The following is a 25,796-nucleotide window of genomic DNA, read 5'->3' as shown; positions in this document are numbered from 1 at the left end:
GGGGCGATAGCGCCGCCGCTGTCGGGGAAGGGGACCATCAAGGCCCCCGCAGGGCGCGCGAGAAATTGACTGCACTGTGGGATTTGATGTGACAGATCATGCAATTGCATTTCTTCACCATCCCGGTCCATGGCGGTGACGAGGCCGCCGAGACGCTGAATCGCTTCCTCGGTGGCCACTGCAACCTCGCCATCGACCGCAGCTTCGTCCAGGATGGCGGCAACAGCGCCTGGTCGCTATGCGTCAGCTTTGAACCCGCCGACGGCGGCGATCGTCCGGCCAGCGGCGGCAAACGCGCCACCAAGCTGAACTATCGCGAGATCCTGAACGGACAGGATTTCGCTCTGTTCGCCCGCCGGCGCGTCCTGCGCAAGGAACTGGCCGAAGCCGAGGGAGTTCCGGCATACGCCCTATTCACCAACGACCAATTGGCCGCGATGGTTCAACGCCGCGTCCAGTCGCGCGCCGGATTGTTGGAGATCGACAGCGTTGGCGACGCCCGCGTCGACAAATACGGCGCGCGCTTTCTGGCGCTGCTGCGACCGACCGCCGCCCCTTTGTCGGAGCCATCGAACGCGACCGGAGATGATGACGCATGAAGCGTTCCGCTCTCGGTCTGGATGAGGTCGCCGATTGGCACAACCTCGCCGCCGCTTTCCGCCGCGCCGCGCTTGGGAAGGGACGCCGTGACGAGGTGCGGTGTTTCCAGGCGGCTCTGCCCGCCGAACTGGCCAGCTTGCGCGCCGACATTCTGAATGGCTCGGCGACGGTCGGGCGCACGCGGGTCTTTCACATCCGCAATCCAAAACCACGGACCATCCGCGCCCCCGTCTTTCGCGAACAGATTCTGCATCATGCGCTGATCGGCGTGATCAGGCCGGTGCTGGACCGGGGGCTGATCGACGACAGCTTCGCCTGCCGCGTCGGCAAAGGCGCCCTGGCCGCTGTCCGGCGTGCCCAGCACCATGCGGAGCGCTTCCCCTGCTTCGCGCAGATCGACATTCGCAACTGTTTCGCCAGCATCGACCAGGCGATCCTGCGGCGTCTGCTGGCGCGCCGCTTCAAGGGTGCCGCGTCGCTGGACCTGATGGGGCTCATCATCGACGCTCATCTCGCCGCGCCGGGAAAAGGCTTGCCCATCGGTGCCCTGACCTGGCAGCATTTCGCCAATTTTTACCTGAACGGCATCGACCGGCGGCTGGAACGCTGCCGGATGCGCGGACTGGTGCGTTACATGGACGATCTGGTGTGGTGGGGCGACGATAAGGCAGCGGTGCGGCATGGTCTTGCCGAGGTTCGCGCCTTCGCGCTGGGCGAGTTGGGGCTGACGGTGAAGGACACCGCGCGGGTGGGCCGCAGCCGCGATGGGCTGACCCTGTGCGGTTATCGGGTTCTGCCCGGTCGCCTGCTGCTGTCGCGACGGGGCAGACGGCGATACGCCGTGGCGCGGCGCCTCTGGGAAGCCGCCTTTGCCACCGGGCGCATCGACGCGACCGGCGTGCTACGCCGCCGCCCCGGCCATCACCCTGCACGCCGACGCGGCGGCTTGGCGGCGTGAATAGTTGCGCCGCCATCCCCTTGCCGACGCCCTGCGGCGTCTTTAGATTGGACACTGGATGATGGTCGAAACGCCGACGCCAAGCGCGTCCTTCGCGGCGGGTCCTGGAACAACAACGTGCGGAACGCCCGCGCCGCGTGCCGCAATTGGAACCACCCGGATGACCGCAACGACAACATTGGCTTTCGGTGCGCTCGAATTCACGACCGGACGGAGTCCGAACCTGAACAGACCATCCTCCACGGTGCTCCATCCAGCGCGCCAAAACGCGAAGACCGCCGGTGCGCTGGTAGCCTGGGTGGAACCCTGGCAACGGCTCGCCGGTTGGTCGCCTCTGTTTTCGGGCGTCGCGCCATGACCTCCATCGTCAAGACCACCATCATCGACAAGGGCTGGCATCCCCTGGCCGCCGGCAATCCGCCGGATTGGGCGAGCGAATGGGGCCAGGACCGTCACGGCGTGTTCGTCGCCTTCACGGTGGCGGACGTGACCCAGCGTCTGCGTTGGATCCCGCCGGGTCGTTTTATGATGGGATCGCCCGATGATGAACCGGGACGCTTTGACGATGAAGGCCCGCAGCACGCGGTGACGATCAGCCGGGGCTATTGGCTGTTCGATACGCCTTGCACGCAAGCATTGTGGCAGGCGGTGATGAGCGACAACCCGAGCCATTTCCAATCGCCCGACCGTCCGATTGAGATGGTGAGTTGGAACGACGTCCAGGGCTTCCTGACGCGGATCAACGGGCTTGTTCCGGGTCTTGATCTGGTGCTGCCGACGGAGGCCCAATGGGAACACGCGTGTCGGGCTGGGATCGGCACTGCGCTTTACAGCGGCGGCATCACAATCCTGGGCGAACGGAACGCCCCTGCGCTGGATCCGATCGCGTGGTACGGCGGGAACAGCGGGGTCGGCTTCGATCTGGAGAATGGCGAGGACAGTATGGGTTGGAAAGAGAAGCAGCACCCGCATGAGAAAGCGGGGACACATCCGGTCGGTCGCAAGCGCCCGAACCCCTGGGGCCTGCACGACACGCTGGGGAATGTGTGGGAGTGGTGCGCCGACGGGCAGCGGACCTACACGGCCCAGCCAGAAACCGACCCGCGCGGCCTGGAGAGCGCCGGCGCCGAGCGCGTCCTTCGCGGCGGGTCCTGGAGCGCCAGCGCGCGGCTCACCCGCGCCGCGTACCGCAATCGGAGCCGCCCGGGTGACCGCTACTACGTCATTGGCTTCCGGTGCGCCCGAGTTCAGGCTTGACAGGCCAGCCAGGGGGAAGCGGTGGCGGGCTTGCCCCTTGGTCGCCCCAAGCGGAGCGGCGGGGTGCCATGGGGCGAGAGCGCCGACGCGGGAGGGGGACAGGACCATCAAGGCTCCCCACAGGAGTCGTCAAAATCGGTCCTGGGAACTCTCCACGACACGGCGTCTTTTGCCCGAGACATGAGGGCGTAAAGAGCAACATGGGTTCGTCAGAACAGTGCCAAAAAAGGTCGTTTTTGGCACTGATGAGGTGGAGCGGGTCCGCTCCATGGGCTTCCGCCGGCATGCCTGTGCCAAATGAAGTGACAAAATGGGTGTGCCATGTGATGGTGATCTAGTTGAGTTTTGGCACTATCAGGCACCCATGCTGCTCGGCTACGCGCGCGTCTCGACGCAAGATCAACACCTTGAACCGCAACTCGACGCCTTAAAGGCCGACGGTGTGGATGTAGATAGGATCTATACAGACAAGGCTACCGGGGCAAATTCAGACCGACCAGGGTTAGTGGCTGTGTTAAAAGCCCTGCGTGAAGGAGACACGCTCGTAGTCGTCAAGCTGGATCGCTTGGCCCGGTCGATGAAGCACCTAATCGAACTGGGGGAGGCAATCCAAGGAAAGGGGGCGGCACTGCGCGTGCTCGATGCCGGCATCGACACGGGGACGCCAGTCGGCCGGCTCACGTTTCACATCATCGGTGCATTGGCCGAGTTCGAGCTCGCACTTATCCGCGAGCGCACGCAGGCCGGTTTACGGGCCGCTCGCGAGCGGGGACGGCGCGGTGGGCGTAAAAAGAAACTGGAAGGCAAGACACTCGATCTCGCGCGAGCGCTATGGAGCAATTCAGAGTTCTCTGTTGAAGACATTGCTACGCAGATGAAGGTGTCGAGGCGAACATTATTCCGTGAACTTGGAGCACGGCCTGTCCAAGCTCCTTCATCGTAGAGGCACTGCCGGCACCACTTCGTCAATAAGCCCGCCAGCTGGCGCAGCTTCGCGGATCAGGCTAGCCAGCCCCCTCGGTGCCGGTCTGGCAGGACGGGGGTTCCGACCGTTCGCCTCGGAACGCCCGCAAAGCGCCAGAAGCGGAAGTAGGAACGAAGCGTCCACCCCTGGAAGGGGGGACCGGAAAACTTGGCCGGCCTCCGGCAGGGGAAGGCCTTCCCCACCAATTTTGAGGCTTTCGGGGAAGCCCCGGACAGCGGGGAAAAGACATTCCCAGACGTGCACGGGCGACGAAATATAGGCGGATACAGCACGTCGAAGGCGATCTGAAGTATTAAATACTCAACGGATATGATACATTCTTCCGATATGGGTAGCTTTCGGGACCTGGGAGCTTTGCCGACATGGCGCGGATACGGAAAATAGAAATCAACAACTTCCGAAGCATAAAGTCTCTGACTTGGCAACCGGCCGCCGGTATTAATTGCCTTATAGGCCCCGGAGACAGCGGAAAATCAACCATCATCGATGCCATAGACTTTTGCCTGTGCGCGCGCAGGACCGTGCAGTTCAATGATGCCGATTTTTATAATCTTGATGTCGAGGCGCCGATCAGCATTTCCCTTACCCTCGGCGAACTCGACGACTCTTTGAAGAGTATTGATGCCTACGGCTTCTTCCTGCATGGCTTTGATGCCGCCACCGGCGCGGTGCAGGACGAACCGGAAAAGGATCTCGAACCCGTCCTGACGCTAAACCTGACTGTGGGAAGCGACCTGGAGCCGACTTGGTCGCTGGTTTCGACGCGCGCGCAGGCGCAGAATACGGTGCGAAACCTCGCCTGGGGGGACAGGGTCCGCCTTTCGCCGAACCGTATCGGCGTCCTGAGCGACTTCAATCTCGGCTGGAGGCGGGGATCGGTTCTGAACCGGCTCACGGACGAGAAGGCCGATGCCTCCGCGGCGCTCGCCAAAGCGGCGCGGGATGCGCGCGGCTCTTTTGGCGATGATGCGGAGAAGCAGCTCGGCGAAGCTTTGCGGATCGTCGGGGAGACAGCTGAGGATCTGGGGATCGACGTGGGCGGAAAAGTGCGGGCGCTGCTTGACGCCCATTCCGTCAGCTTCAGCGGCGGAACGATCTCCTTGCATGACGAAGACGGCGTCCCTCTTCGCAATCTCGGCGTCGGCTCAACGCGCCTGATGATTGCCGGCCTTCAGCGCAAGGCCGCCGAGAAATTGTCCATCCTCCTGGTGGACGAGCTCGAGTACGGGCTGGAGCCGCACCGAATCATCCGGTTCCTCGCCTCCCTGGGCGCCAAGGAGAAGGCCCCGCCTTTGCAGGCCTTCATGACGACCCATTCCCCAGTCGCGCTGCGGGAACTCGCGGGCAATCAGCTCTTTGTGCTGCGGAACGCCGGCGGCGCGCATGTGGCGCAGTGCGTCGGCACGGATGATGACGTCCAAGGCGCAATCCGGCTTTATCCAGATGCCTTCCTGGCTGCTTCGGTGATCGTCTGCGAGGGGGCGAGCGAGGTCGGTCTTCTCCGAGGGCTCGACCAGTCCCGTACAGCCTCCGGCGATGTGTCCATCGCCGCATGTGGCGTCGCTCTGGTCGATGGCAAGGGCGTAGACAAGCTCATCCCGCTCGCAATGTCTTTTCACCGGCTTGGATACCGCGTGGCCGTGCTGCGCGACGACGACAAGGTGCCGGCCGCGGAAGTCGAGAAAGCCTTCACAAAGGCCGGAAACGCGCTTTTCAAATGGCGGCAGGGCCGCGCCCTTGAGGATGAGCTGTTTTGCAGCCTGAGCGACACCGCGATCGGCAAAATGCTGGACTACGCGGTCGATCTGCACGGCGAGAGCCTGATTGACGACCATATTAGGACGGCGACAAAGAACGGCAAAGACCTGGAGGCTGTCCGCTTAGATCTCATCATCGACGGTATATCCGAGGATACACGGGTCCCTATCGGCAAGGTCGCGCGAACAAAGAACGGTTGGTTTAAGACGGTCTCTTGCATGGAGGAGCTCGCCCGGGAGATCGTGGCCCCTGACCTGAAACAGGCGGACGCGGACTTTAGGATGATTATTGAAGACGTCTTTGCATGGGCAAGCCATGACTGACGTCGAAATCGACCTCCACGCCGTTTCCCGCGGCACGGTGACGGCCCCGGCCGGTTGCGGCAAGACCCACCTGATCGCTCAGACCCTCAAGCGGCATCATGGCGCAAAGCCCATTCTCATTCTCACGCATACCAACGCCGGCGTGGCGGCGCTCCGCGCCAGGCTGGACAAGGCCGGCGTCTCCGCCGACGCCTACCGGCTCTCGACGATCGACGGATGGGCCATGCGCGTATCAGGCATGTTCCCGGCCAGGTCCGGCCTCGATCCGACTGTGTTGAAACTCGCGAACCCGAAGAAGGATTACCCGGCCATCCGCGCGGCGGCCTGCCGTCTGTTCGAGGAGGAGCACGTCAACGACCTTCTCGCAGCCAGCTACGCCCGCCTGATTGTCGATGAGTATCAGGACTGCTCGCTTCCACAACATGATATTGTGAATTACATGGCTGCGGCGTTGCCGATCTGCGTCCTGGGCGACCCGATGCAAGCCATTTTCGGGTTCAAGGGAAACCCGCTGGCCGATTGGGATGACGTGGTTTGCAGGCACTTCCCCCTGATCGGGGAGTTGCAGATCCCCTGGCGGTGGCGGAACGCCGGCACGGAGGCCTTCGGGTACTGGCTGTTGGACGCCCGGCGGAAACTGCTCGCCGGCGAGCATATCGATCTCACGACCGCGCCGGCCGAGGTGAACTGGATACAACTGGACGGGACCGAGGATCGCCGCCGCCAGCTCCGCGCCGCACGCACGAACGCGCCCGACCGAGAGGGCAGCGTCCTAATTATCGGGAAAAGCACCAGCCCCCCGAGCCAGCAGGAAGTCGCGAGCCAGACGCCTGGCGCCGTCACCATTGAGAATGTCGATTTCAAGGATCTCATCGGCTTCGCGCTCGATCTGGATTTTCAGCGGCCAGACGCCCTGGAGAAGGTCGTCCGCTTCGCCGCCTCCGTTATGACGAACGTCGGCGCGGCGAACCTCCTGAAGCGCTTGCCGGTGCTGGAAAAGGGGGCCGCGCGGAAACCCCCTTCGGATGCCGAGCGCGCGGCCCTGGATTTCCAGGCTGAACGATCGCCAAGGGCCGCCGCGAGACTTCTCACCGAGCTCGGCAAACAACCCGGGGCAAGGCCGCACAGGCAGGCGGTCCTGCAAGCCTGTATGAAAGCACTGCACGCCTGCGACGGGTCGGACGGTAACGCGTTCTACGAAGCCGCTATACGGGCCAGGGAACAGAACCGCCTCTTCGGACGGCCGCTGCCGCGCCGCGCTGTAGGAAGCACGCTGCTTCTCAAAGGTCTCGAAGCGGAGGTGGCCGTCATTCTGGATGCGGACGATCACGACACCAACAACATTTATGTTGCGATGACGCGCGGCTCCAGGAGCCTCGTTATCTGCTCAAGGGCAACCAGCATCGTCAGGCCGGCCGCTGCAAGACGTACTCTGCAGCTGGCGTAAGTGCATTGAATGGATGCTGATGCAAGCGGCAACTGGTTTTGCCCAGAAGCGGACGGTGGAGGGTGTCGCGAAAAAGGGCCATGGCCACCTCGCCTGCATGCCGGCGGCGATCAACTGGCCAGCATACCGGCGGAGATCCAGATCAGGCTGGCCAGCACCGATCCAGCCGGCTCCTCGATCTCCATCGCGGCCGCCAGAATGTCGACGTCGAGGCCCAGCGCCTGGTGCCCGCTGTCCCGCCCCGACAGCGAGCATATTTTTTCGCGCATCCGGCGATGCGCACGGTAGAATTCTCCCGTGAAGGGGCGTCGCGAAAGGGAGCAAGACAAATATGGCGGGTGTGCGCGAAACAGCCTTTATGCTTCTGAAGGCAGTATATGAGAGCAGTCATGGCGACTGTCAGGAATTGATCAGCTCCGAAGACGCAGCGCGGAGGCTGGGGATTGTTCAGCCCGCTGCACGGGGTGCTCTGGGGTACCTCATCGACCGCGGGCTTGTTCGGGACAGTCGAGAGATGGCCGCACTACCACATGTCTTTATTACCGGCAGCGGAGTAGATGCAGTGGAGGACGCGTTAGCTCGCCCTGGTATTCCGACACAACACTTCCCTGCAGTGCAAAACATCATCAACATCGGCACCTTCAACGGAGGTGCGATCCAACAGGGTACCAGTCGCTCAACGCAGGTTACTGGTCACGCCGGAAGTCTGTCTGGAATGGACCTGACCAAGCTGGCGGTCGAGTTTGCGTCTCTTCGCGCTGCCGCCCTACCGCAGGCTAGTAGCCCAGAGCATTTCTCAGCTATTGGACGTCTGTCTGAGGCTCAGATTGGGGCTGAAGCCAATGATGCATCCAAAGTGCAGCAGGCTCTTTCATCGCTTGGACAGGCTGGCCGATGGCTCCTCTCAACATCCGAAAAGATCGGCGTCGGCTTGGCGACTGCCGCACTGAAAACACATCTCAACCTATAAATAAGTCGCTACACTTTTTAGGCATAGCAAAACGAAGCGACTCCAATTTCCCCGATGGTATTGTGAAACGGAGCGGCCGGGAGCGTCCGGCCGCTGTCTCGAAAGGGGCCATGACTGCACCCCGCCGACGTCCATCCGGATCAGGCTGACCAGCAGCGGGTCCGGCCAGTTGCCCGCCTCGTCCTCCGGGTCGAGCAACTGGGCGCCGATGGTGCCAGCCTGGGTCGGCCACCTGGCCGGCGCGAACGGCGGCGATCAGACTGCTGGTCACCAGCCCAGCCAATCGACCCGCGCACTCATAGTCGGTCAGCACGCCGGCAGATGTCGGCGCCACTGCGGCACCGGAAAACTTCCGCGCAATGTGGCCTTGCGCGGCGTAGAATCTGTCAGGTCGAAGGATGAACCTTCACTCTTTCAAAGAGGTCGGTAGGCCCAATGCCACCCTCCAGGCCCCGCGTACCAGTGCCGTGACCGAATTTCAATAAGTCCCGTCCCACCACTGCCACCTCGACCGGGGTTCGACCAGCACCCGCCCGTGTAAACGGATCGGCGCTTCAAAATTTGCAAAAACCTTCCTTGGCCAAATGCGATTACCCTGGCCACACAGCCACTCCAACTGGACGGGCAGCGATGAAGGGCATATCATACGAGAGAGAACCATCCTGCTATGCTCGCTAATGGCTAGGATCCGTCCAGCAGATCTAGCGATCCTCCATCTAGTGATATTTCCAACCACAGGGAAGAGACGCCTTGCAAAGTATCGACGAACGGATAGGGAGTTACTTCGACCAGAGGCTTGTCGCATTGTGGATTTCTCCCTCTTGCGATATCGCTCTCGCACGTAGGGCATTTGCCTTTCCGTGGCAGATGGTGTGGAGTGGTCTTCCCGCCAACGTCGTCGCCCCTCTGCTGGATGAGCAGCGCCGTCTATATCAGATTATCGACAATAAGCATGATCTGCCGTCTGTCGGGGCTAACGTTAACCTCACGGTCATTCTCGATATTTCAGTATCCAATACCATTTCCCGTCCTAAAAACTTTCTGAAGAGCCGGCATGCAGCGGAACTAGAGAACGAGATAGAAGGGTTCTCGGGCCTCTTAGTTTGTGCGGGGACAGCAAATCAGAAATGGATCGAAATTGTTCAGGCACTCGCCCCCTCGGCTACTATACTGCTTGCGGACTGGCCCTCGGATATCCCAAAGCAAGATAGCGAGCCTCTCCTGTGGCCAAGCGGCCTCCTAGACTTCTTCGACAAGGTCGAGGCGCATCTCCAAGATCGGAGCAGCGCCAACGCCATCAATCTGAAGGATGCACCCAACGTCCAGTTGGATCCCTCCCGCCTCGGGACTCTTGGCGACGGATGGGAGTTACTAACACGCGAACATACCGACAAGCCGTCGAGGATCACCCAGGAGGAGTTCGACGAGTTCCTATCCAGCGATCCGGCCTGGAAGGCGGTGAGTGCCAACGTTCCCTATTCGCGCGGCGCTATCTGCCAATTGCAGGAAAGGCAGAGCGAACGCTTCAGGAATGTGGACCCAATCGAGCATACGCTACAACGCATCAAGGAATTAGACCGCGATGAGGTCGATCCAACGGAGGCCGCCAAGCAGATCCGGATTTTTGCCGAGGCTGGCAGTGGCTGTACGACCATGCTGCGGCAGATCGCTATCGCTATCGCCCGTGAAGGCTATCCAACCCTGATGACAACGCCGTACCCGCGCGAGCTTGCATCAGACGCGTTGGGCAATCTAATTATACACATCCAGGAAAGCTGGGTGCGCACCCGCCACGGGCGCGGTTCGGGCTCCGGCAACCTGCCTGTCTGCTTGGTCCTCGATACGGATGCCGAGTTGCCCAGCCACTTCTCGAAGCTGTTGCGCAGCTTTTCTGGCGACCTACACCGCAAGTTGCTGATCGTGCGGGCGTTCCGCCGATCCGACGCCGAAATGGACAATGCGCGCGACGTGCTGCGGCTGAAGGCCGAGACTAACGTACAAGAAATTCTCTCCCTTGGGGCCCATCTGAGAACGATTTGCGTCAGCAATGGACTTAATGCCATTCCTAGCGATAACGAGTGGCGGGCTTTCTACGAAGGCTTCTCACGCACACGCACACACCACGCCAACGCGCTGAGCGTCAGCGTCGATACGCCACCACTATTCCTCATCGGCCTCCATCCGTTCATCAAAGAGAATGTGCGGGATGAGCGGAGCCTTGGTCGTTATCTCTATCGGAAATGGAGTGAGATCACCGATGAAGGTACTCGGCAGTTCGTGTCAATCCTCGCGACGGCGGGTGCCCATGGCATCGCGGTCCCGTTCGAAGTGCTAGCGAGAGATGAAACGCTACACGGCGCGCTCTTTAACACGCTGTCCAAAGAGGACAGCCGGCATGCGGATTTCTTCATCCGGTGGGTGAAGTTCGGCTGGCTGAAGCGTAATTGGGCGGTCTATATCCGCCATCCAGCGCTGGGCCATCTATTGGCCCGCATACTGCGTCCCATTGAGGCCGATGCTCCTTACAGCGCAATTTTACCCATCCTTCAGCGCATGGTGGGGACGGAAGCTGACCGCTGGTTCGCCGAACAGATCGCCTACATCATCGGCCAAAAATTCAAGAGTAAGTCACGGCCTTTTTCTCTCGAAATCGACACTGCCGCACAGCGTGCGGCGCGGGCTATTTTTCAGACCATTCCAGACGACGTATATCGGTGGAGCAGAACAGCGTGCCATCATTATGCGCGCTTTTACATCCACATCCTACATGCGTGCCGCGAGGCCATTCAAAATCCGACAACCACTCAACTGCCCCAGTATGCCGTCCGACAACTGGCTGATGACGCCTTGACGCAGGCGAAGCGACTGGTTGAACAAGCTATCCAGATCGATGACGGAAAGGAAAAGGTTAGCAACGTCATCAATTCCTTGGCGGCTGGCATTGCCGGCCTAGGGACTGCCTACGCTGAGCAAGGTGAGCAGAGGCTGGCCGAGCGTCATTTTGACGACGCGATTGTCCGAGCCAATAACGCGGTCGCCTTCGACGCGGCCAATGGCCACGCTTTGTTCAACGTCCTTGATACGGTTATCAGGAAGTTCGAGGGCAATCTGGTTCAACCAAATGAAGTAATCGATCTGTTCATGATGGCCGAGGACAGGTTCGACTCCTTGATAAGGCTGCATGAGAACCGCCAGTGGCAGAACACGGGCAACGCGGAGGCAGAATATTCACTTAGCCAAATTAGTGGCAGGCTTCAGCAATGCGCTAAGGAACTCTTGCTGAACCGAGAAACTAGTACGTTTGTTGCTCGGTCGGAAATCGGACGGGTGATGTTGAAGATGCGGGAAATCCTCGGACGCGCATCACTGTCAGAAGGATTTCGTGACGTACAGAAAGCCGAGCAACTCAGAACTATCCGAGATGAATTCCTTGAGGCTCAGAGCAAGTCATCCAGAGTTCTGGTTCTGACGTATAAGTTGTTTCTCAACGACCCACAGGGCCGACTGGATTTTTCCCGCCGGCTGGATCTTCTTGAGAAGATCGAAAAGGCGTCGGAGGTGGATTATGACCCCTATCGTCATGATCATGCCGCCTTACTCTGCCAGTTGGGCGCCTTTGAGGCGGCGGAAGATCTTTTCAAAATGATCCGCAGCGCCAGGGATGCAGAGCCAGATAGATGGTTCTGGGTGAATGAAAAACTTCTAATCGATGTCCAAGATGGTATGCCTGAACCCAAGCGCCACGTGTTGCGGGTCACTGACATCCGTCAAGGTTGGGGCAACTTGGGAAAGACCAACTTCAGGGTAAAGGTCCAGACGCGCCAGTTCGGCAACGTGAAGGAAAGAGATCTCCTGCCCGTGTTCATCCGGTTCCGTATCTCCGGACTCCAGGCGGTCGATGAACGCTTGGCGCGGCAGGACTTTGAGGCGATGGGCTTCGATCCCTCGAAGGCGGATTGGCAGCTATGAGATATGCGGAAGGAGCACGGCTCTTTTTCAGATTCATGGCTGAGCGGTTGCTGGTAGAAGGTCATCTTCCTAGCCCGGTCCAACTGATCGCCCCATCGGAAGCATCACCACCCGAGGAGGACCAATTCCTGCTGGCCGCCGCCCTGGCCACCCGTCTGCGTGATGACGTCGTCGACGCGCCAGTGGTGAACGCTGCCGAATTGAGGGGTGGACCTCTTCGCCAAGGCCCTCTAGTCATCGATTGTCGCACAACCGATCATGCTCAGATCGCTCAAAACCTGCGTCAGCATGTTACTGAGAGGCCAGACGTGGTCGTCCTCGTAAGTTCACAGATTGCCCAGATGGGGTGTCGTTCCGTTTCTTTTTCTATTCATCATGAACCATTATTCCGTGCGATTACCGAGAGCCTGAAGTGCCTTGCCGATCAAGTCAGGTATTCCGGTGATCGCATCGAAATGCCCATCCGATATCTCCGGGGAGGGCTGCGAGGTGTCGACGCCACTTTTCAACTGTTCGATAAACCTGCCAACGATACTGCGCTAGCCGATTTGCACAATTTCGCCAGTTATCTCTGCTTTAACTGGGTGTATGCGGGTGAACAGGTAAAGCCAGACACTATCGTCAAGTGGATCAAGCAATTCGAGCCTTACGATGCCGTCGCCGAGGCGTTATCTCTTTTGGAATACTTGGACCGTGACGGTTTCATACCCAAGGGTGAGATCATCAATCGATTGAAGGCCCTGTATAACGACATTGCCGCGCGTGAGAGAAAGCGACCTAAGGTGGTGTCAATCCAGAATGCAGGAAAGAGTGAATCTATGATTCTCTATGAACTTCGAGATTATTCCAAGAAATCTCTAAGGGATCAGATATTGGAACACGACAGCCCTGAACATTTGATTTGCTTCGACGATGTTGTGGGCAGCGGCGAGACCATCCGCGACTGCCTGTTCAGGGATAAAGGGACAGTCGTCTACGAGGAGTTGGAGAGATGGCTCACGGCGATACCCGAACGGAGAATCACTGTTCTGTGCGCGATAGCGAGTCAGGGCGGCATAGACGCGGTTGAAGGCGACCCAATGGGCAAGGGGCGAGTGAAGGTTATCGCAGCAAAAATCCTTGGAGAAAAAGATAAAATTCTTTCGTCTGCTTCTAATATTTTTAGGAACAATGAAAGACAAGAGAAGTTTCAACAAATTTGTACCGAAATTGGCGGAAAGCTTTGGCCAAAACATCCATTGGGGTGGCAAAACTGCGAATGGGCGGTGGTGACAGATTACAACGCTCCCAACTGTTCGCTGCCCGTTATCTGGTCCTCTGCAAAACAGTGGTGGACCCCCCTTTTCCCGCGGCGCTAGATGTTTAGTGGTCCGCGCCGAACAGACGGTTACGTTCTAGAAAGGATGCTGGCAAGCATGCGGGGCATGGATGTCTCGCAATGGGCGGTATGGCCATGCGCCGCCGACTGCAATCTGGATCAGGCTGGCCAGCACTGGCCCGGCCGGTCGGCCGCCGCGTTGGTGGAACTGGCTGCACGCCTGGCGCGCCGCCCTGCGCCTGCAAGGTCTGCGCGCCAACGGCGCCAACCGTTTAAAAATTTCGCGCATGGCGAGCATGTGTGCGGTAAACTTCTTCGGCAAACAAAGCGAGGCCTCATGAACCGCCAGCTACCACCCGTCCAAGAACCCGAGTTGATCGACAGGCATCGCCCAGCAGACGTCGAGCCTCCGGAGGCTCTTGATCCGGCCGCTGCATTTGCGTTGGGGCAGTGGGGTATGGCGAAGCGACTGGCCCAGCCTGGTTACCCGCGGCGGCGACGCTGATAAATCTCGCCGGACAATGAAACCAGCTGATGTCTATCAAAGGAGCGTACGGCCGCTGTCGCGAAAAGGGCCATGGCCACCTTGCCGGCATGCCGGCGGCGTTCGGCTGGGCCAGCACCGGCCCGGCCGGCTCCTCGATCTCCACCGCGGTCGCCAGCACGTCAATGTCGAGGCCCTGCGCCTGGTGCCCACTGGCTGGCGCTGACGGCGCAGCGCCGTAAGCATCCGCTGAGTGCCGCGGTCAGGCAGCTTTCGTCTGCTCGCGGATTGCCTTCCATTCCCAGGGCAGGAGTTCGCGCAGGCGGGTTTGGGGCATGTCGTTGATGCGGGCCAGCACGTCGGCGAGCCACGCCTGGGGATCGACGTCGTTGAGCTTGGCCGTGGTGATCAGGCCGTACATGATCGCCGCCCGCTGTCCGCCGCGATCGGATCCGCAGAACAGCCACGCCTTCCTCCCGATGGCAATCGCCCGTCCATTGTGCCCATGCCGGGCAGGATGTTGACGTCCATTACCGCTGGCATCCGCTGCATGGCCGTCGCGTCCGGGTGATGTGGTGCGAGTCGCGCGCCATCGGCCATCTGGTTTTCGTCGAGGCGGCATCCGGCATCATCACGGTGTTGCCGGAATGGATGCTGGACCCTGTCATCTGCGCCGGCATGGAACTCGGTACGCCGCGGGTCGCGGTGGAAGCGCTCATCAACCTTCAGCGTCAACTGAGCGACGGCGGATTCAGGCGAAGCTCTCCAGACGATGCGATCATCGTCCCGGAGGAGCGACATGAAGACGCCGTCAGCATCAACACGACGGGCCAAGACCCGGCGCCAGTTCAGCATGGCCTTCGACACCGCAAGGCTGCGGACGATCAGCCCGGCCGACCGCGCCGCGGCGGTGGTGCAATTGGCCCTTCTCCTGATGGAAGCCGCAGGTGCCGGAACCGGGGAGCGTGACGATGGCGAACCCTGATCTCCTGCCGCCGTCGGTGCTCAAGCGCAAGGCCGTGGTCTACGTCCGCCAGTCCACCCAGGCGCAGGTCCAGACCAACCTGGAGAGCAAGCGCCGGCAGTACGAACTCGTCGACGCGGCCAAGCGCCGTGGGTTCCGCCGGGTCGAGGTGATCGACGACGATCTGGGACGCTCGGCCAGCGGCACCACGGCGCGGCCCGGGTTCGAGCGGCTGGTGGCGGCGCTCTGTGCCGGTGAGATCGGTGCCGTGCTGTGCCTCGACGCCTCCCGGCTCGCCCGCAACGGCCGAGACTGGCACCATCTGCTCGAACTCTGCGGACTCGTCGAGGCCAGGGTCATCGACCTCGACGGCGTCTACGATCCGGGGCGACCGAACGATCGGCTGCTGCTGGGGATGAAGGGCAGCATGAGCGAGTTCGAGCTGGGAGTGCTGCGGACCCGGATGCTCGATGCCGCCCGCAGCAAGGCGCGGCGGGGCGAACTGCGCATCAGCGTGCCGATCGGCTATGTCTGGCACCGGGAGATCGGTCTGGGCTTCGATCCCGATCTGCGGGTCCAGGAGGCGATCCGACTTGTTTTCGCCCGTTTCCGGGAGTTGGGCAGCGCACGTCAGGTCCTGCTGTCGCTGGCGGCGGAGGGGGTCTGCTTCCCGCGACCGTCCGACGGCAAGAGGCTGGTCAGCTTTGACTGGACGCCGGTCCGCTATCGCAACGTCATCAGCGTGCTCAAGAACCCCTTCTACGCCGGCGCCTACGTCTACGGAAAGAGCCAGCACCGCACCGAAATCGTCGAAGGGCGGGCGCGGAGGAGCTATGGCCACGGCAAGCCGCTTGAAGAATGGGAGGTTCTGCTGAAGGATCACCACGAGGCTTACGTGGACTGGGAGGAGTTCGAGCGCAACCAGACCCTGCTCGCCGCCAACGCCTACGGCCAGGCCGGCGGCGCGAAAACAGGGCGTGGAGGACGCGCCCTGCTGATCGGGGTCCTGAGCTGTGCCCGGTGCGGACGGCGACTGACCGTGTCGTATCGCGGCCGCCAGCCCAGCCAGGCCATATACCGGTGCGAACGTCCTCACCAGATGCTGGGACTGCCACGATGTCTCGGGTTCGGGAGTTCCCGGGTGGACGAGGTGGTCGCCGGCGAACTTCTCCGAGCCGTCGAGCCGATGGCGATCGAGGCCGCGCTGGAAGCCGAGCGGAGGCATATGGAACACCAAGCCGAGCGACGGCGGCTGGCGGAGCTGGACCTGCAGAAGGCGCGCTACGAGGCGTCACTGGCGGAACGGCGCTACGCCGCCTGCGATCCCGACAACCGGCTGATTGCCGCGCAGCTGGAAAAGAACTGGGAAGCGGCACTCCGGCGTGTCGAGTCCTGCGAGGCCCGGGTCGCGTCCGTGTCGGCTCCTGTTCCGGTGGCCGAGGTTCCGGATTTCGCCGGACTGGCCGATGATCTGCAGGCCGCCTGGAACGCGCCGACGGTGACCACCAGGGCGCGTCAGCGTCTGCTCCGGACCCTCATCGTCAATATCATCGCCGACGTCGACGAGGCGGCGCGCGAAGTCATCCTCACCATCCACTGGCAGGGCGGGCAGCACTCGCAGCTGCGTCTCACCAAACCGAAATCCGGCGAGCACGGCTGCCGGACGCCGGAGGAGGCGATGGCGGTGATCCGCAGCATGGCGACGCGCTGGTCGGATGCGGACATCGCCGCGCAGTTGAACCGGATGGGTATGCGCACCGGGCAGGGAAAATCCTGGACCGCACACCGCGTCGGCTCTCTGCGACGGGTTCGTGGCATTCATGCCTATCGGTCCGCGGAGAAGGATGGCGAATGGTTGACCCAGTATGAGGCCGCGGCGGCGCTCGGGATTTCGCGCCACCGCCTCGTCCGCCTCATCAATGCCAGCCTGATCGTCGCCGAACAGGTCGTGCCCGGCGCTCCCTACCAGATCCGTGCTTCGGACCTTCAGGATCAGCGTGTCCTTGCCGCGGTTGGACGCAAAGGCGAGCCGTGCCGCCTCGGTTCCAAGGATCAACTTTCAATGTTTCCAGACACTTGAAGAAGAGGGGCATAATGAACGTACCATCGCCCTCACGCGCAAGAATGCTCTGTTCGCCGGCAGCGACGGCGGCGGCGAACACTGGGCGACCATCGCGTCGCTGGCGGAAACCTGCAAGCTCAGCGGTGTCGATCCGCAGGCCTGGTTCGCCGATGTCCTGACCAAACTCGCCAGCGGACATCCGATCACCAAGCTTCATGAGATGCTGCCCTGGGCCTTTGCCCGGCAGGCCGAACCCGCCGTGGCCTGAAAACACCGCTTACACTGATCTCACCCCATACCCCGAAGCATTGCCTGGACGCTTAGGGCTGTTGCTGTGCGTTATGGGTTTTGATCCGTGGGATTTGGTGTCATACGATTTCGGCGGAGGCGAAGGTCCGCTCGTGTTTCACCACTCCTCCGGCCCCGGTTTTGCGGGTTCCGGCACCACCTCCGCCTCCGGCATGGCTCCGAGCTTCTGAAGCTGCTCTACGACGTCCTGGTGGCGGTCGAAGAACTTCTTCCACGCCTTCATGCCGCCCACCTCGCCGACGGCGAGCAGCATCGCCTTGTGGGAGGCGATCAGGAGGTCGCGCTGATGGGTCATCCGCGCCACCTCCGCCTCCAGGCGGGCGACCTTCGCTGACAGCGCCGTCTTCGATTCCTTGTCGGTCTTCTCCATCGTCTTCCGAAGCTCGGCCTGCCGCGCCTGGAACCGCTCCAGGGCCACCCGGCGCTCGGGATGGCGGGTGATGTCGGAGGCGTTCTTGAACACGCCGCTCATGCGCCGCACGACGCCTCGGGCCGTGATGTCCTCGTTGTCGAGCAGCATGGCGTTCAGCGCGTCTTCAAGCGCCTCGATGGAGCGGGACTGGTCAGTCATAGGAAGCCCGCCGAATCTGTTTGCGCGTGTCCAGGACGGTGTTGCCGAGCTTGTCCTCGGCTGGCTTGGACAGGTCAGGCCCTTCGGCAAAGGGCTGGGTTCCCGGCCGGGCGTTCAGCGCCGTTTCGATGTTCTCCAACCGCTCCTTGGCGTGGCGCAACTGGTTCTTGCGCCCCACCGTGTCCGTCGGCGCCGCCTCGATCTTGGCGATAATGCGGACCATCTGGTCGCGCAACCGCTCCAGCGTCCGCTGTTCCTCGGGAATGTCGGTCCGGGTCAGGTGCCGACACCCGGCAAAGCACTCCAGGTGCTTCGGGCAGGGATCGATTGTGAAGCTGCTGAGGCAGAAGCCGTAGGGCGTTGCGTGCAGTCCATCGGCCTCGGCGTCCAGGTACTCGAACGCAGCGTCATCCCCCAGTTCGCGCTGGACCCGCCGGAACTCGTCCACGATGGGTCCGCTGACCTTGTCGGCCGCGATCATCCGGTACGTCTCCTGCGCCCGCGGCCCCAACTTCTCCAGGGCGACCGGCGGCAGGTCTATGGCGTTCAGATCCTCGGCGAGGCTGCGGTGGTCATACTGGTAGCTCTGCGCCACACTGCGCCGGTTGAACCGCTTCGTGATGATGGTGTCCGCCACCCCCAGCCGGAACAGTTCGGCGTTCTGAAGGTGCCGGATCGAATGCGGGGTCATCGAACATTTGCGGTCTTCCTCGGTCTCCCCGTACCGGGCGAACAGGCTGAAAGGCCGCGGCCCCAGCATATTCATCAAGTCCCACGTTTGCGCCCTGCCGACACTGAAGTAGTCGTCGACGGCGATGACGTCATCGCCCTTGAAGTCAGCGTTGCAGTTGTTCGGCAGCAGGAACAGGAGGTCGTATGGATACAGTTTCGTCCCGTCGGCCAACGTGTATGGCGCCAGATCCGGATGCTTGGTCGGCATCCTCTCCCGGATCACCTCTTCGACTTCGCGGACGCACAGGTAGAAATTGTCCCAGGGGATCGGCCCGACGATGCGGTTCCCATGCTTGTCGTACGGCGTCAGATACCGTTTGGTCCGTCCATGGGTCACGAGATTCTGCCAGTAGTAGCGGATCGTCTTCGCATCCCGACCGGACCGCTCGGCATGCTCCCTCTGGTGGTCGCGGATGGCCTTCAGCGCCTGCGGATCGTAGGACTGGCGGTATTGCTCCAGCAGCATCTGCGGGATCGGCTCCCGTGCCACCCACGCACTGCCAGCCACACGGGGATATAGCTCGCCAGCGTGAACGAATTCACCGGGGTCATACTCGGGCAGAAATCGACCGGTTTCCATCTGGCGTTTCAGCCGTTCCCGTAGGGGCCGGGTGATGCGCGTGACATGCCCCAGCGTCTTCTGGATCAGGTCTTCGAACATCGGCGGCACATGCTGGGCGGTCTCGTACAGAACGATGCCCTCGACCCCTTCGTCGGCCGCCTGCTTCTCCGCGAAGTGCCGGATCATCAGCGACCGCGACACCCCGCCCCGTTCACCGGCGGGCCGCCCCTTGGCGTCGACGTATTCGCGCCACCGCTCCCAGTCGGCCGGAACGACGACATTTTCGCCGACCCGGAACCCGGTCACGATGGCGAGCTTCACCTGGGCGAAACGGATGGCGTCGGCGAACGTCTTCGGCGCTTCCGTGAACACGATCCGGACCAGTTCCCAGAACGCCCGCTCCTCCGGCAACCGGCTCTCTCGCTTGCGGTCGTGCAGGTTTTCACGAAGGTTCCCCAGGTTGCCGTGATTGTTGAGCCACGCCTTTCGCTCTTCTACCAGCCGCTGGCCCGCCTTGGCGTTCTCGTCGGCATAGGCAATGCAGAAGCGTTCCAGCGGACAACGGTCTGCGAGGTGATGTGTATCGATCACCCGCCGGATCAGAAAAGCAAAACTGATCGCCGCTTTCCCCGACGCCCCTGAGCGGAGAGCCGCGTTGTACGCTTCCGTCACGGTGTCTGGCATGATCTCCCAGGGGCGCAAGTCATTCGCGCAAGCGGCAAGAAGGCGGAGCGGCGTGCCCACGGTGTTCACGGCGTGGCTGGGCTTGTTCTTCTTGATCAGCAGTTCGTGGACTGTTGCTGCGAGGTAGAAGTCGCGCCAGTCCGCAGGCATGATTGCCTGCTCGACCGGGGCCGCGCCCTTGTCGGCGCGAAGCGCGTTCAGCGCCACGGTGCTTGGCCTGTGATAGCAAAGCTCCGAGATCCAAACGGCCGGTTGCGGCGGCAACCCGCGCATTTCCCTGAGGTTCCACCGCTCGCTCTTGACGATCTTGCCGTCCGCATCGCACGGAGGATTCCAGCGGATCCCATTCTTGGCCGCGGCTTCCTTGGCGGTCGCGATGAACGCCTGATAGAACTCATTCATGGCCGACCGCCTCAGCCATCTCGATGTCAGCGACCACCTGTTCGACAGCCGTCAGGGTGCGCCGCAACTGTGTGTAGGCCGGGCTGACCGCGTTCCCCTTTGCCGACGCCTCGAACTGGAGAACGACCGGACGCAGCCCGTCCAGGACGCCCTGGTGGATGGTCGCGTCGTGCAACGGCATGAACTTGCGGCAGGTGTAGCAACTCAGCACCGGGTTCTTGGTGCAGAGCGACTGGCCAACCCCGCAGACACCGATTCCGGCGATAGGCACGCCATGCGGCACGGCGCCGATCTGTTTGTCTTCAGGGGCGGCCAGAAGCGTCGCCTTGTCGATGGTCCGCGTTCGCGCCACTTCGGCCACGGTGGAGAAGATCGGCGACAGCGCAAGCGCATGGTTGACCCGCTGCGCCTGGGTTGGCGACGTGTCGAAGTAGACGTTGCCCGTCTTGATGTTCGAATGCCCCAGGAATTCAGCCAGCGTCGTGTGGCTCACCCCGGCATCCACCTGCCGTTGGGCGGCTGTGTGGCGCAGGTCGGTCGCGGTCCACGCCTCACCCGTAAGCCGTTCGGTCACAAGGCCCATTCGGTTACCGACATCCATCGGCACCAGCCCGAGGAAGGAGTCCTCCGGGGCATTCTTGCCGATCGGCATTCCCGCCCGCCGCCGCGCCAGGAGTTCGATGAACAACGGGCACCACTCGCGCTTGATTCGTCGGGTTACGCGCGTTCGCTCCTTCACTGATTTCTTCTTCGCCAGCACCGCGCTGAAATGGACCGCACCCGTTTCGAACACGCGAACGTCAGCCATCCTGATCCGAGCGATTTGCCCAACTCGAAAAGCGTATTGGAAGCTGATCACCAGCATGCAGGCATCGCGAAGGTCCACATCTTCGACCCGCTCCGGACTCACCGTGACAAGAGCCGAAATCTCGTCCAGGTAGTCGATGATCATAGACTGCTGGTCCATTGGCATGAAGCAGTCGCCCGTGCGCACGGTCCGGTAATTGTCGCTGGTCGGCATGGGCAGGCTGCGGACGAAATTGTGCATGTGTTTCGACCACGGCCCGACACCGATGTCGCAGAAGATGTAGAGAAGGGACTTGAGCATCTTCGCTTCGGCGCCATTGACGGAGGGCTCGATTCTGTTCACCCACTCCGATTTGAATTCGGTTGGCGTAAGCGCGATCATCTTTTCGACCACCGCCATATCGCGACGTTCGTCATAGAACCGTCGGACGCCATCGCAGTAAGCCACCACGGTTCTCGGCGACCTCTTCGCCAGCAACCAAACAGCGGCGTGTTTCAGGGGCGCCACGAGATGCTCGCCGCAGGGCAAAAGGTCGATGTAATACGTGATGCCGTCCGCCTCCATCTCCCACTGGCTTCCCACTGCAAAGCCCCGGATCGACTGGAACGCCCCCTGGAAATCATCGTAGTAGCGCACCGACGAGGGCAACGGCTGCAATCCGGCGCAGATGCTCCGGACGCGGTCGGCGATGTCGGTTTTCCGTGCCGCGAGGGCTGTCATTTTTGTTCTCCCGTTGCGTCACGCAGCGCTGCGACGAAGATGTCGAAGTTCTCCGCGCAAATGTCGTCGGTCGACGTGGCGAAGTACGCCCGTGCGTAATGGCGCGGCATCTGCGACATCATGGACCAGCCGAAGAAGACCCGCATCTTCTCGATGGCCGTCTCCAAGTCGTTCCCGTTCTTGATGTACCGGGCAAGGCGCCCAACCGCCGCCGTATGACGCAGGTCGTGCGGGCTGACCGAAGACTTGCCGCGGTCCGTCAACGCCTTCTTGGCACGTTCCGAGAGGTTCGCTGTGATGATCGCGAAGACCTCGGCGAGGCTCGACAGCGCCAGAGGCTTGCCCTTTTGCGAGTTGACCAGATATGCATGCCCCGGTTGACCGCGGTAGTTCAGGATGTACCGGTCCGCCAGAGTAACGAGATCCTTCGGGATCGGCAGTTGTCGCTGCGAGAAGGCGTTCTTCAGGCTCGGCGCCACGGACCGGGGATCCTCGTCCAGCGTCTCGACCACGTTGATCCAGTGCCGATCCTCGCCCGTCTCGGGGTCGAAATCCTCCTTGATGGCGTCGGCTGGCAGGATCAGTACCTCGCCCCGCCGCAGGCCCAGGTGCAGCATCAGCAGGAAGATCAGGTAATTGCGCCACCGCAGCGTTTCCGTCCGGAACGGATTGCGCTCCGACATCGGATTGAACTGCTCGTAGATGTCCTCCACGACGACCGCAGGAAGCGCACGGATCGGCATGGGCGGCTTTGGCGGACGAGGGGCGATCTGGCCGTAGAGATGTTGGAGCCGCAGGAGGTTCGCCTGCACCCTGGTCATTTCGGCGCTCGTGGTCCGGCCGAGATGGTCCATGACGTCATGGATGAACAGCACCGCGGTCTGCCACGTCCGCTCCCGGTCCACGGCATCGCAGGCGGATTCGTTCCGCAGGTTCACCAGGAACCCGCCCAGCACCGTCTCGATGGCATCGAAGTCGCCGCTGGCGATGATGGCGTCCAGCCGGTCCTTGCCGTCGTTCTGCTCCGTAGCGAAGCGGTACAGCTTTTCGACAGCCCCCAGCAACCCGCCGCGCGTCCCGTGATCGACCCCCGTCTTGATGACGTCGGCCCAGACGGTAGCCCAGAACCTCGGCTGGCCATTCTCGTTTACGAGGAGCCATCCGTTCAGGGAGGCAGGAACGAAGGGGTGGTGCAATCGCTTTTTCGGCATGGAGCGACGATACATCGCGCATCCCTGGACAGCAACAACTGGAACTGTATCCTACTGCGTTAGTCCTGTTGCAAGTTTATCTTCCGTCTGAGGCGGCGCAGAACCCGCATTGCAACCTGAAATCGGCATGTTCGCCTCCGATGGGCTTCGCGTATCCTCGTGCCATTCTCGTGCCATCCGATTGCTGGAAGACCAGCATGTCCGGCGCATCGTCCCGACACGTCATGCGTTGCTTCACCGTCCCCACCACCCGTAATCGTCACGCCATGGATATGTCCGTATCGACTCCCTTGCCACCGACCAACGCTCTTGCCTTGTTCACGGGGATATTACCGAGGTTTGCAGATGATCGTGTCGCCTTCGAGCGGGCGCGCTGCCCGGCAAGGCGACTTGGTCAATACCGGACAGAACCGTACTGTCCGCCAGTGCGTGTTGCACTCCGTTATGATGCGTGCCTGTTTGATTGCAACGCTTCGGAAACCGGACACTTCTATCACCAGTCCAAGGGGTTGGAATGGCCGGTGGTCATCCTGCTCGACCTCCATGGCGGGCCGGACCCGTCGGCCTTCGGTTTGACGGTGGAAGGGCAGGTGGCGGAGGACGGGACGGCGATCGACCCCTGGCGTCCGCTGGACGGGCGGTGGTTGCGATTCTGGCCCTGGCCGTATGACAGGCAGCGCACTCAAATCCCGCTTGCCAACGCGGCGGACGCCGCCCTGGAAATGACGGTGGCCCGCCGCCGCGCCCATGCGGAAGCGGTGCGCCTGATGTATGTCGGGATGACCCGCGCCCGGGACCGGTTGATCCTGGCGGCGCGTCCGACCAAGGCCGGCGGGCTGGAAACCGACTGGCTCGACGCCCTCACCGATGCGCAGGGGCTGCCGGTCCTGGCTCTTCCGGCAGGACAGGGCGCGGTGACCATACAGGTCGCCGGACGGCCGCATCCGGCCACCGCCATGACCTTCGCCGCTCCGGAGGACGAGGATCGCACTGCGCCGCAACCCGCCGCTGCTTTGGCCGCCGTCTTTTCGCTGTCTTCTGCGCCGACAGCCCTCCCGGACCATCCACCGCTCCGCCTTGTTCCCAGCCATGCCGGTATGCCGGCCCCGGCGTCCACGCCGGGCTCGGTTCCGGCGACGCTCGCCCTGGGAGACCGTCTGCCGCTTGCGGGAGGCGTGGACATGACGCGGCTGGGCGAGGCCATGCATGCCTTCCTGGCTGTCGACTGTCCGGATGCCGTTCCGCCGGAACGGCTGTGCTGTGCTGTGCGGCTGCTGGAACGCTGGGGGATCGAGGCATCGGCCGCCCCGCATCTGGTGGAGGTCGGCGACCGTCTGTGGCGTGCCCTGTCGCGGCTCTGGCCGGGAGCCGGCTGGCGAACGGAGGTGCCAGTGCATGGGCGTCTGGGTCTCCAGCGGATCAGTGGGCGGATCGACTTGCTGGTCGATGCCCCCAGCGGGGCAGTGATCATCGACCACAAAGCCTTTCCGGGGGCTTTCGACCAGTGGACCGCCCGCGCCCTGGCGCACGCGCCGCAATTGTCGCTCTATCGTCGCATGGTGGAGGAGGCGACGGGAGTCCCGGTGCGCGGCTGCTTCATCCACATGCCGGTGGTCGGAACGCTGATCGACCTGACGCGCGACACCGAGACTGCCGGCTTGGGTGCCTGGTGATCCGGCGACCTGCTTTTTAGCCAGAGTCTGTGCGCATTGCAGAAGTAACTGTCGATCGACAGTTACTTGTAAGGTAAGAACTCTCGCTTCCGTTTTCCCGTCATTGGGTCCGCCCTTCTTCCTGGGCGAACCAAGTTAGAGAACTGTCCGTGAAACGGGGACCAACTCAGGCAACTGCAGGCGGGTCAGCAACGAGCAGGTGCGCTGATTGAAACCACCCCCACAGACCCGGCAGCGGAAGCTCGTGTTCAGTGTCAGGCAGTGCGGGCCGCGTATTCGACTTCTCCACTCTGGGTGAGGAGAACTGGGAAATGGCCGAGCTCTCGGCAACCCTCGGAAGCGTGGCGCGAATCCTGACATAACCAGTTCACCTGTGGTCCATTGGTTTAATCGACTTTTTCTAGGGTGGGTCAAACGTCAAGCGGATTTGGCTACCTGCTGCTTGATCGCAGCCGGTTCGCGTGTCCTAAGCAAAAAGGCATTGAAGGTCGATTGACCGGGCATTTCCACGAAACGGTAGGTCAAGGCGGAAATCGCAACGACCACCAGGAGATAGACGATGGCGAGCAGGTCCATCGTTCACGGCGCGCCGAACGATAGCAGTCTGCTTTCATGGCCGTCGACCATCCGTTCGACGAACATCGACTTGCCCAGCAACACCTGGACCACGGTCGCGCCCTTCTGGACGATGGCGATGACCAGCGCATGGACCATGTAGATCGAGTAGGAGCGCGCGCCCAGCCACTGGAAGGGTCCGGTGGCCAGCAGGCGGGAGAATGGCCCACCTTCGAACGCGAATATTCGTTGCGCACCCGGTTCACCCCCTTCCCAGCGCCCTTTACCATCTTCCCCCCAGGTTTGAGACGGTTTCAGCGTATAATTTCGCCCGTTCTATGGCGTCACCCCAACAAGGCACGCGCCGTGCCTGACCGGAGGGCTGACCGACTCCTCCCGCAACTGCTCCGACTCCACCTCGAAGGCCTAAACTCCGTCGGTGTCCAACGGATCAGAGTTCGGACTGCGTCGATC

The 25,796-nt window shown here is 61.9% G+C and carries 20 protein-coding genes and 2 pseudogenes; 13 read left to right on the top strand and 9 right to left on the bottom strand.

What is annotated here, in order from left to right; all coding sequences use genetic code 11:
- The first annotated feature begins 98 nt into the window (after positions 1 to 98).
- The 6 genes from TSO5_RS08995 (at position 99) to TSO5_RS08965 (ending at position 7,328) form a co-directional block, all read left to right on the top strand.
- On the top strand, positions 99 to 599 hold the full coding sequence (locus TSO5_RS08995; RefSeq protein WP_109151268.1) for an HRDC domain-containing protein: 501 nt from the start codon (positions 99 to 101) through the stop codon (positions 597 to 599).
- Positions 596 to 1,558, top strand: a complete 963-nt coding sequence (locus TSO5_RS08990) for an RNA-directed DNA polymerase (protein WP_109151267.1) — start codon at positions 596 to 598, stop codon at positions 1,556 to 1,558. Before TSO5_RS08995 ends, TSO5_RS08990 begins: the two co-directional genes overlap by 4 nt.
- A gap of 354 nt (positions 1,559 to 1,912) precedes the next feature.
- Positions 1,913 to 2,815: a formylglycine-generating enzyme family protein gene (locus tag TSO5_RS08980; protein ID WP_109151282.1), complete on the top strand. Its 903-nt coding sequence runs from the start codon at positions 1,913 to 1,915 to the stop codon at positions 2,813 to 2,815.
- Positions 2,816 to 3,179: 364 nt separating this feature from the next.
- Positions 3,180 to 3,758 (top strand): recombinase family protein, encoded by a 579-nt coding sequence (locus TSO5_RS08975; protein WP_109151266.1) that lies wholly within the window; start codon positions 3,180 to 3,182, stop codon positions 3,756 to 3,758.
- Between the two features lie 404 nt (positions 3,759 to 4,162).
- The gene (locus TSO5_RS08970; RefSeq protein ID WP_109151265.1) at positions 4,163 to 5,881 is read left to right on the top strand and encodes an ATP-binding protein; all 1,719 of its coding nucleotides are present in this window, start codon (positions 4,163 to 4,165) and stop codon (positions 5,879 to 5,881) included.
- Positions 5,874 to 7,328 (top strand): UvrD-helicase domain-containing protein, encoded by a 1,455-nt coding sequence (locus TSO5_RS08965; RefSeq protein ID WP_109151264.1) that lies wholly within the window; start codon positions 5,874 to 5,876, stop codon positions 7,326 to 7,328. The genes TSO5_RS08970 and TSO5_RS08965 overlap by 8 nt, the downstream gene beginning before the upstream one ends.
- A gap of 110 nt (positions 7,329 to 7,438) precedes the next feature.
- Here TSO5_RS08965 and TSO5_RS32655 read toward each other — a convergent pair whose 3' ends face one another.
- Entirely contained in the window at positions 7,439 to 7,597 is a 159-nt protein-coding gene (locus tag TSO5_RS32655) for a hypothetical protein (protein ID WP_158282387.1), read from the bottom strand.
- A gap of 62 nt (positions 7,598 to 7,659) precedes the next feature.
- Here TSO5_RS32655 and TSO5_RS32160 point away from each other — a divergent pair, with 62 nt between their 5' ends.
- From TSO5_RS32160 to TSO5_RS32155, 3 genes are all read left to right on the top strand, one after another.
- The gene (locus TSO5_RS32160; RefSeq protein ID WP_146203712.1) at positions 7,660 to 8,298 is read left to right on the top strand and encodes a hypothetical protein; all 639 of its coding nucleotides are present in this window, start codon (positions 7,660 to 7,662) and stop codon (positions 8,296 to 8,298) included.
- 750 nt (positions 8,299 to 9,048) lie between these two features.
- Entirely contained in the window at positions 9,049 to 12,267 is a 3,219-nt protein-coding gene (locus TSO5_RS08960; RefSeq protein WP_109151263.1) for a hypothetical protein, read from the top strand.
- The gene (locus tag TSO5_RS32155) at positions 12,264 to 13,625 is read left to right on the top strand and encodes a hypothetical protein (protein ID WP_146203711.1); all 1,362 of its coding nucleotides are present in this window, start codon (positions 12,264 to 12,266) and stop codon (positions 13,623 to 13,625) included. Before TSO5_RS08960 ends, TSO5_RS32155 begins: the two co-directional genes overlap by 4 nt.
- A 706-nt stretch (positions 13,626 to 14,331) precedes the next feature.
- On the opposite strand, the pseudogene TSO5_RS08955 reads toward TSO5_RS32155, so the two are convergent.
- Both TSO5_RS08955 and TSO5_RS32915 read right to left on the bottom strand, forming a co-directional pair.
- Positions 14,332 to 14,556 (bottom strand): annotated as a pseudogene (locus TSO5_RS08955) (transposase domain-containing protein); the annotation flags it as partial.
- Positions 14,478 to 14,924 carry a hypothetical protein gene (locus TSO5_RS32915; RefSeq protein ID WP_199230836.1) on the bottom strand — a complete coding sequence of 149 codons (447 nt, stop codon included), beginning with the start codon at positions 14,922 to 14,924 and terminating at the stop codon, positions 14,478 to 14,480. The pseudogene TSO5_RS08955 and the gene TSO5_RS32915, both read right to left, overlap by 79 nt.
- Here TSO5_RS32915 and TSO5_RS08950 point away from each other — a divergent pair.
- The 3 genes and pseudogenes from TSO5_RS08950 to TSO5_RS08940 form a co-directional block, all read left to right on the top strand.
- The gene (locus TSO5_RS08950) at positions 14,869 to 15,054 is read left to right on the top strand and encodes a hypothetical protein (protein ID WP_109151262.1); all 186 of its coding nucleotides are present in this window, start codon (positions 14,869 to 14,871) and stop codon (positions 15,052 to 15,054) included. The genes TSO5_RS32915 and TSO5_RS08950 overlap by 56 nt on opposite strands.
- On the top strand, positions 15,041 to 17,113 hold the full coding sequence (locus tag TSO5_RS08945; RefSeq protein WP_109151261.1) for a recombinase family protein: 2,073 nt from the start codon (positions 15,041 to 15,043) through the stop codon (positions 17,111 to 17,113). The genes TSO5_RS08950 and TSO5_RS08945 overlap by 14 nt, the downstream gene beginning before the upstream one ends.
- 19 nt (positions 17,114 to 17,132) lie before the next feature.
- Positions 17,133 to 17,363 (top strand): annotated as a pseudogene (locus tag TSO5_RS08940) (transposase domain-containing protein); the annotation flags it as partial.
- Positions 17,364 to 17,501: 138 nt separating this feature from the next.
- On the opposite strand, the gene TSO5_RS08935 reads toward TSO5_RS08940, so the two are convergent.
- From TSO5_RS08935 to TSO5_RS08920, 4 genes are read right to left on the bottom strand one after another with little or no spacing between them, the layout of a single operon-like run.
- Complete coding sequence (locus tag TSO5_RS08935; protein WP_109151259.1) at positions 17,502 to 17,975, bottom strand: hypothetical protein; 474 nt, start codon at positions 17,973 to 17,975, stop codon at positions 17,502 to 17,504.
- On the bottom strand, positions 17,968 to 20,355 hold the full coding sequence (locus TSO5_RS08930) for a hypothetical protein (RefSeq protein ID WP_109151258.1): 2,388 nt from the start codon (positions 20,353 to 20,355) through the stop codon (positions 17,968 to 17,970). The genes TSO5_RS08935 and TSO5_RS08930 overlap by 8 nt, the downstream gene beginning before the upstream one ends.
- On the bottom strand, positions 20,348 to 21,883 hold the full coding sequence (locus tag TSO5_RS08925) for a site-specific integrase (protein WP_109151257.1): 1,536 nt from the start codon (positions 21,881 to 21,883) through the stop codon (positions 20,348 to 20,350). Before TSO5_RS08925 ends, TSO5_RS08930 begins: the two co-directional genes overlap by 8 nt.
- On the bottom strand, positions 21,880 to 23,109 hold the full coding sequence (locus tag TSO5_RS08920; RefSeq protein ID WP_109151256.1) for a site-specific integrase: 1,230 nt from the start codon (positions 23,107 to 23,109) through the stop codon (positions 21,880 to 21,882). Before TSO5_RS08920 ends, TSO5_RS08925 begins: the two co-directional genes overlap by 4 nt.
- 125 nt (positions 23,110 to 23,234) lie before the next feature.
- Here TSO5_RS08920 and TSO5_RS08915 point away from each other — a divergent pair, with 125 nt between their 5' ends.
- A complete protein-coding gene (locus tag TSO5_RS08915) occupies positions 23,235 to 24,767 on the top strand; it encodes a 3'-5' exonuclease (protein ID WP_348981054.1) in 1,533 nt (510 codons plus the stop codon).
- 417 nt (positions 24,768 to 25,184) lie between these two features.
- Here the strand turns inward: TSO5_RS08915 and TSO5_RS32650 are convergent, their stop codons facing one another.
- Positions 25,185 to 25,343: a hypothetical protein gene (locus tag TSO5_RS32650; protein WP_158282385.1), complete on the bottom strand. Its 159-nt coding sequence runs from the start codon at positions 25,341 to 25,343 to the stop codon at positions 25,185 to 25,187.
- A gap of 3 nt (positions 25,344 to 25,346) precedes the next feature.
- Positions 25,347 to 25,481 (bottom strand): hypothetical protein, encoded by a 135-nt coding sequence (locus tag TSO5_RS33640; RefSeq protein WP_282183500.1) that lies wholly within the window; start codon positions 25,479 to 25,481, stop codon positions 25,347 to 25,349.
- Between the last annotated feature and the right edge of the window lie 315 nt (positions 25,482 to 25,796).

This window comes from Azospirillum sp. TSO5 (assembly GCF_003116065.1).
Lineage (GTDB): Bacteria > Pseudomonadota > Alphaproteobacteria > Azospirillales > Azospirillaceae > Azospirillum.
This window is presented reverse-complemented; position numbering and strand designations above follow the sequence as displayed.

Coding starts and splice junctions, on each gene's coding strand:
- TSO5_RS32155 (WP_146203711.1), top strand. CDS start 12,264: ATGAGATATGCGGAAGGAGCACGGCTCTTTTTCAGATTCATGGCTGAG.
- TSO5_RS08990 (WP_109151267.1), top strand. CDS start 596: ATGAAGCGTTCCGCTCTCGGTCTGGATGAGGTCGCCGATTGGCACAAC.
- TSO5_RS08915 (WP_348981054.1), top strand. CDS start 23,235: ATGGGCTTCGCGTATCCTCGTGCCATTCTCGTGCCATCCGATTGCTGG.
- TSO5_RS08935 (WP_109151259.1), bottom strand. CDS start 17,975: ATGACTGACCAGTCCCGCTCCATCGAGGCGCTTGAAGACGCGCTGAAC.
- TSO5_RS08975 (WP_109151266.1), top strand. CDS start 3,180: ATGCTGCTCGGCTACGCGCGCGTCTCGACGCAAGATCAACACCTTGAA.
- TSO5_RS08945 (WP_109151261.1), top strand. CDS start 15,041: ATGGCGAACCCTGATCTCCTGCCGCCGTCGGTGCTCAAGCGCAAGGCC.
- TSO5_RS08970 (WP_109151265.1), top strand. CDS start 4,163: ATGGCGCGGATACGGAAAATAGAAATCAACAACTTCCGAAGCATAAAG.
- TSO5_RS08920 (WP_109151256.1), bottom strand. CDS start 23,109: ATGTATCGTCGCTCCATGCCGAAAAAGCGATTGCACCACCCCTTCGTT.
- TSO5_RS33640 (WP_282183500.1), bottom strand. CDS start 25,481: ATGGTCCATGCGCTGGTCATCGCCATCGTCCAGAAGGGCGCGACCGTG.
- TSO5_RS08965 (WP_109151264.1), top strand. CDS start 5,874: ATGACTGACGTCGAAATCGACCTCCACGCCGTTTCCCGCGGCACGGTG.
- TSO5_RS32650 (WP_158282385.1), bottom strand. CDS start 25,343: ATGGACCTGCTCGCCATCGTCTATCTCCTGGTGGTCGTTGCGATTTCC.
- TSO5_RS32915 (WP_199230836.1), bottom strand. CDS start 14,924: ATGCTGAACTGGCGCCGGGTCTTGGCCCGTCGTGTTGATGCTGACGGC.
- TSO5_RS08930 (WP_109151258.1), bottom strand. CDS start 20,355: ATGAATGAGTTCTATCAGGCGTTCATCGCGACCGCCAAGGAAGCCGCG.
- TSO5_RS08950 (WP_109151262.1), top strand. CDS start 14,869: ATGAAGACGCCGTCAGCATCAACACGACGGGCCAAGACCCGGCGCCAG.
- TSO5_RS08925 (WP_109151257.1), bottom strand. CDS start 21,883: ATGACAGCCCTCGCGGCACGGAAAACCGACATCGCCGACCGCGTCCGG.
- TSO5_RS32655 (WP_158282387.1), bottom strand. CDS start 7,597: ATGCGCGAAAAAATATGCTCGCTGTCGGGGCGGGACAGCGGGCACCAG.
- TSO5_RS08995 (WP_109151268.1), top strand. CDS start 99: ATGCAATTGCATTTCTTCACCATCCCGGTCCATGGCGGTGACGAGGCC.
- TSO5_RS32160 (WP_146203712.1), top strand. CDS start 7,660: ATGGCGGGTGTGCGCGAAACAGCCTTTATGCTTCTGAAGGCAGTATAT.
- TSO5_RS08980 (WP_109151282.1), top strand. CDS start 1,913: ATGACCTCCATCGTCAAGACCACCATCATCGACAAGGGCTGGCATCCC.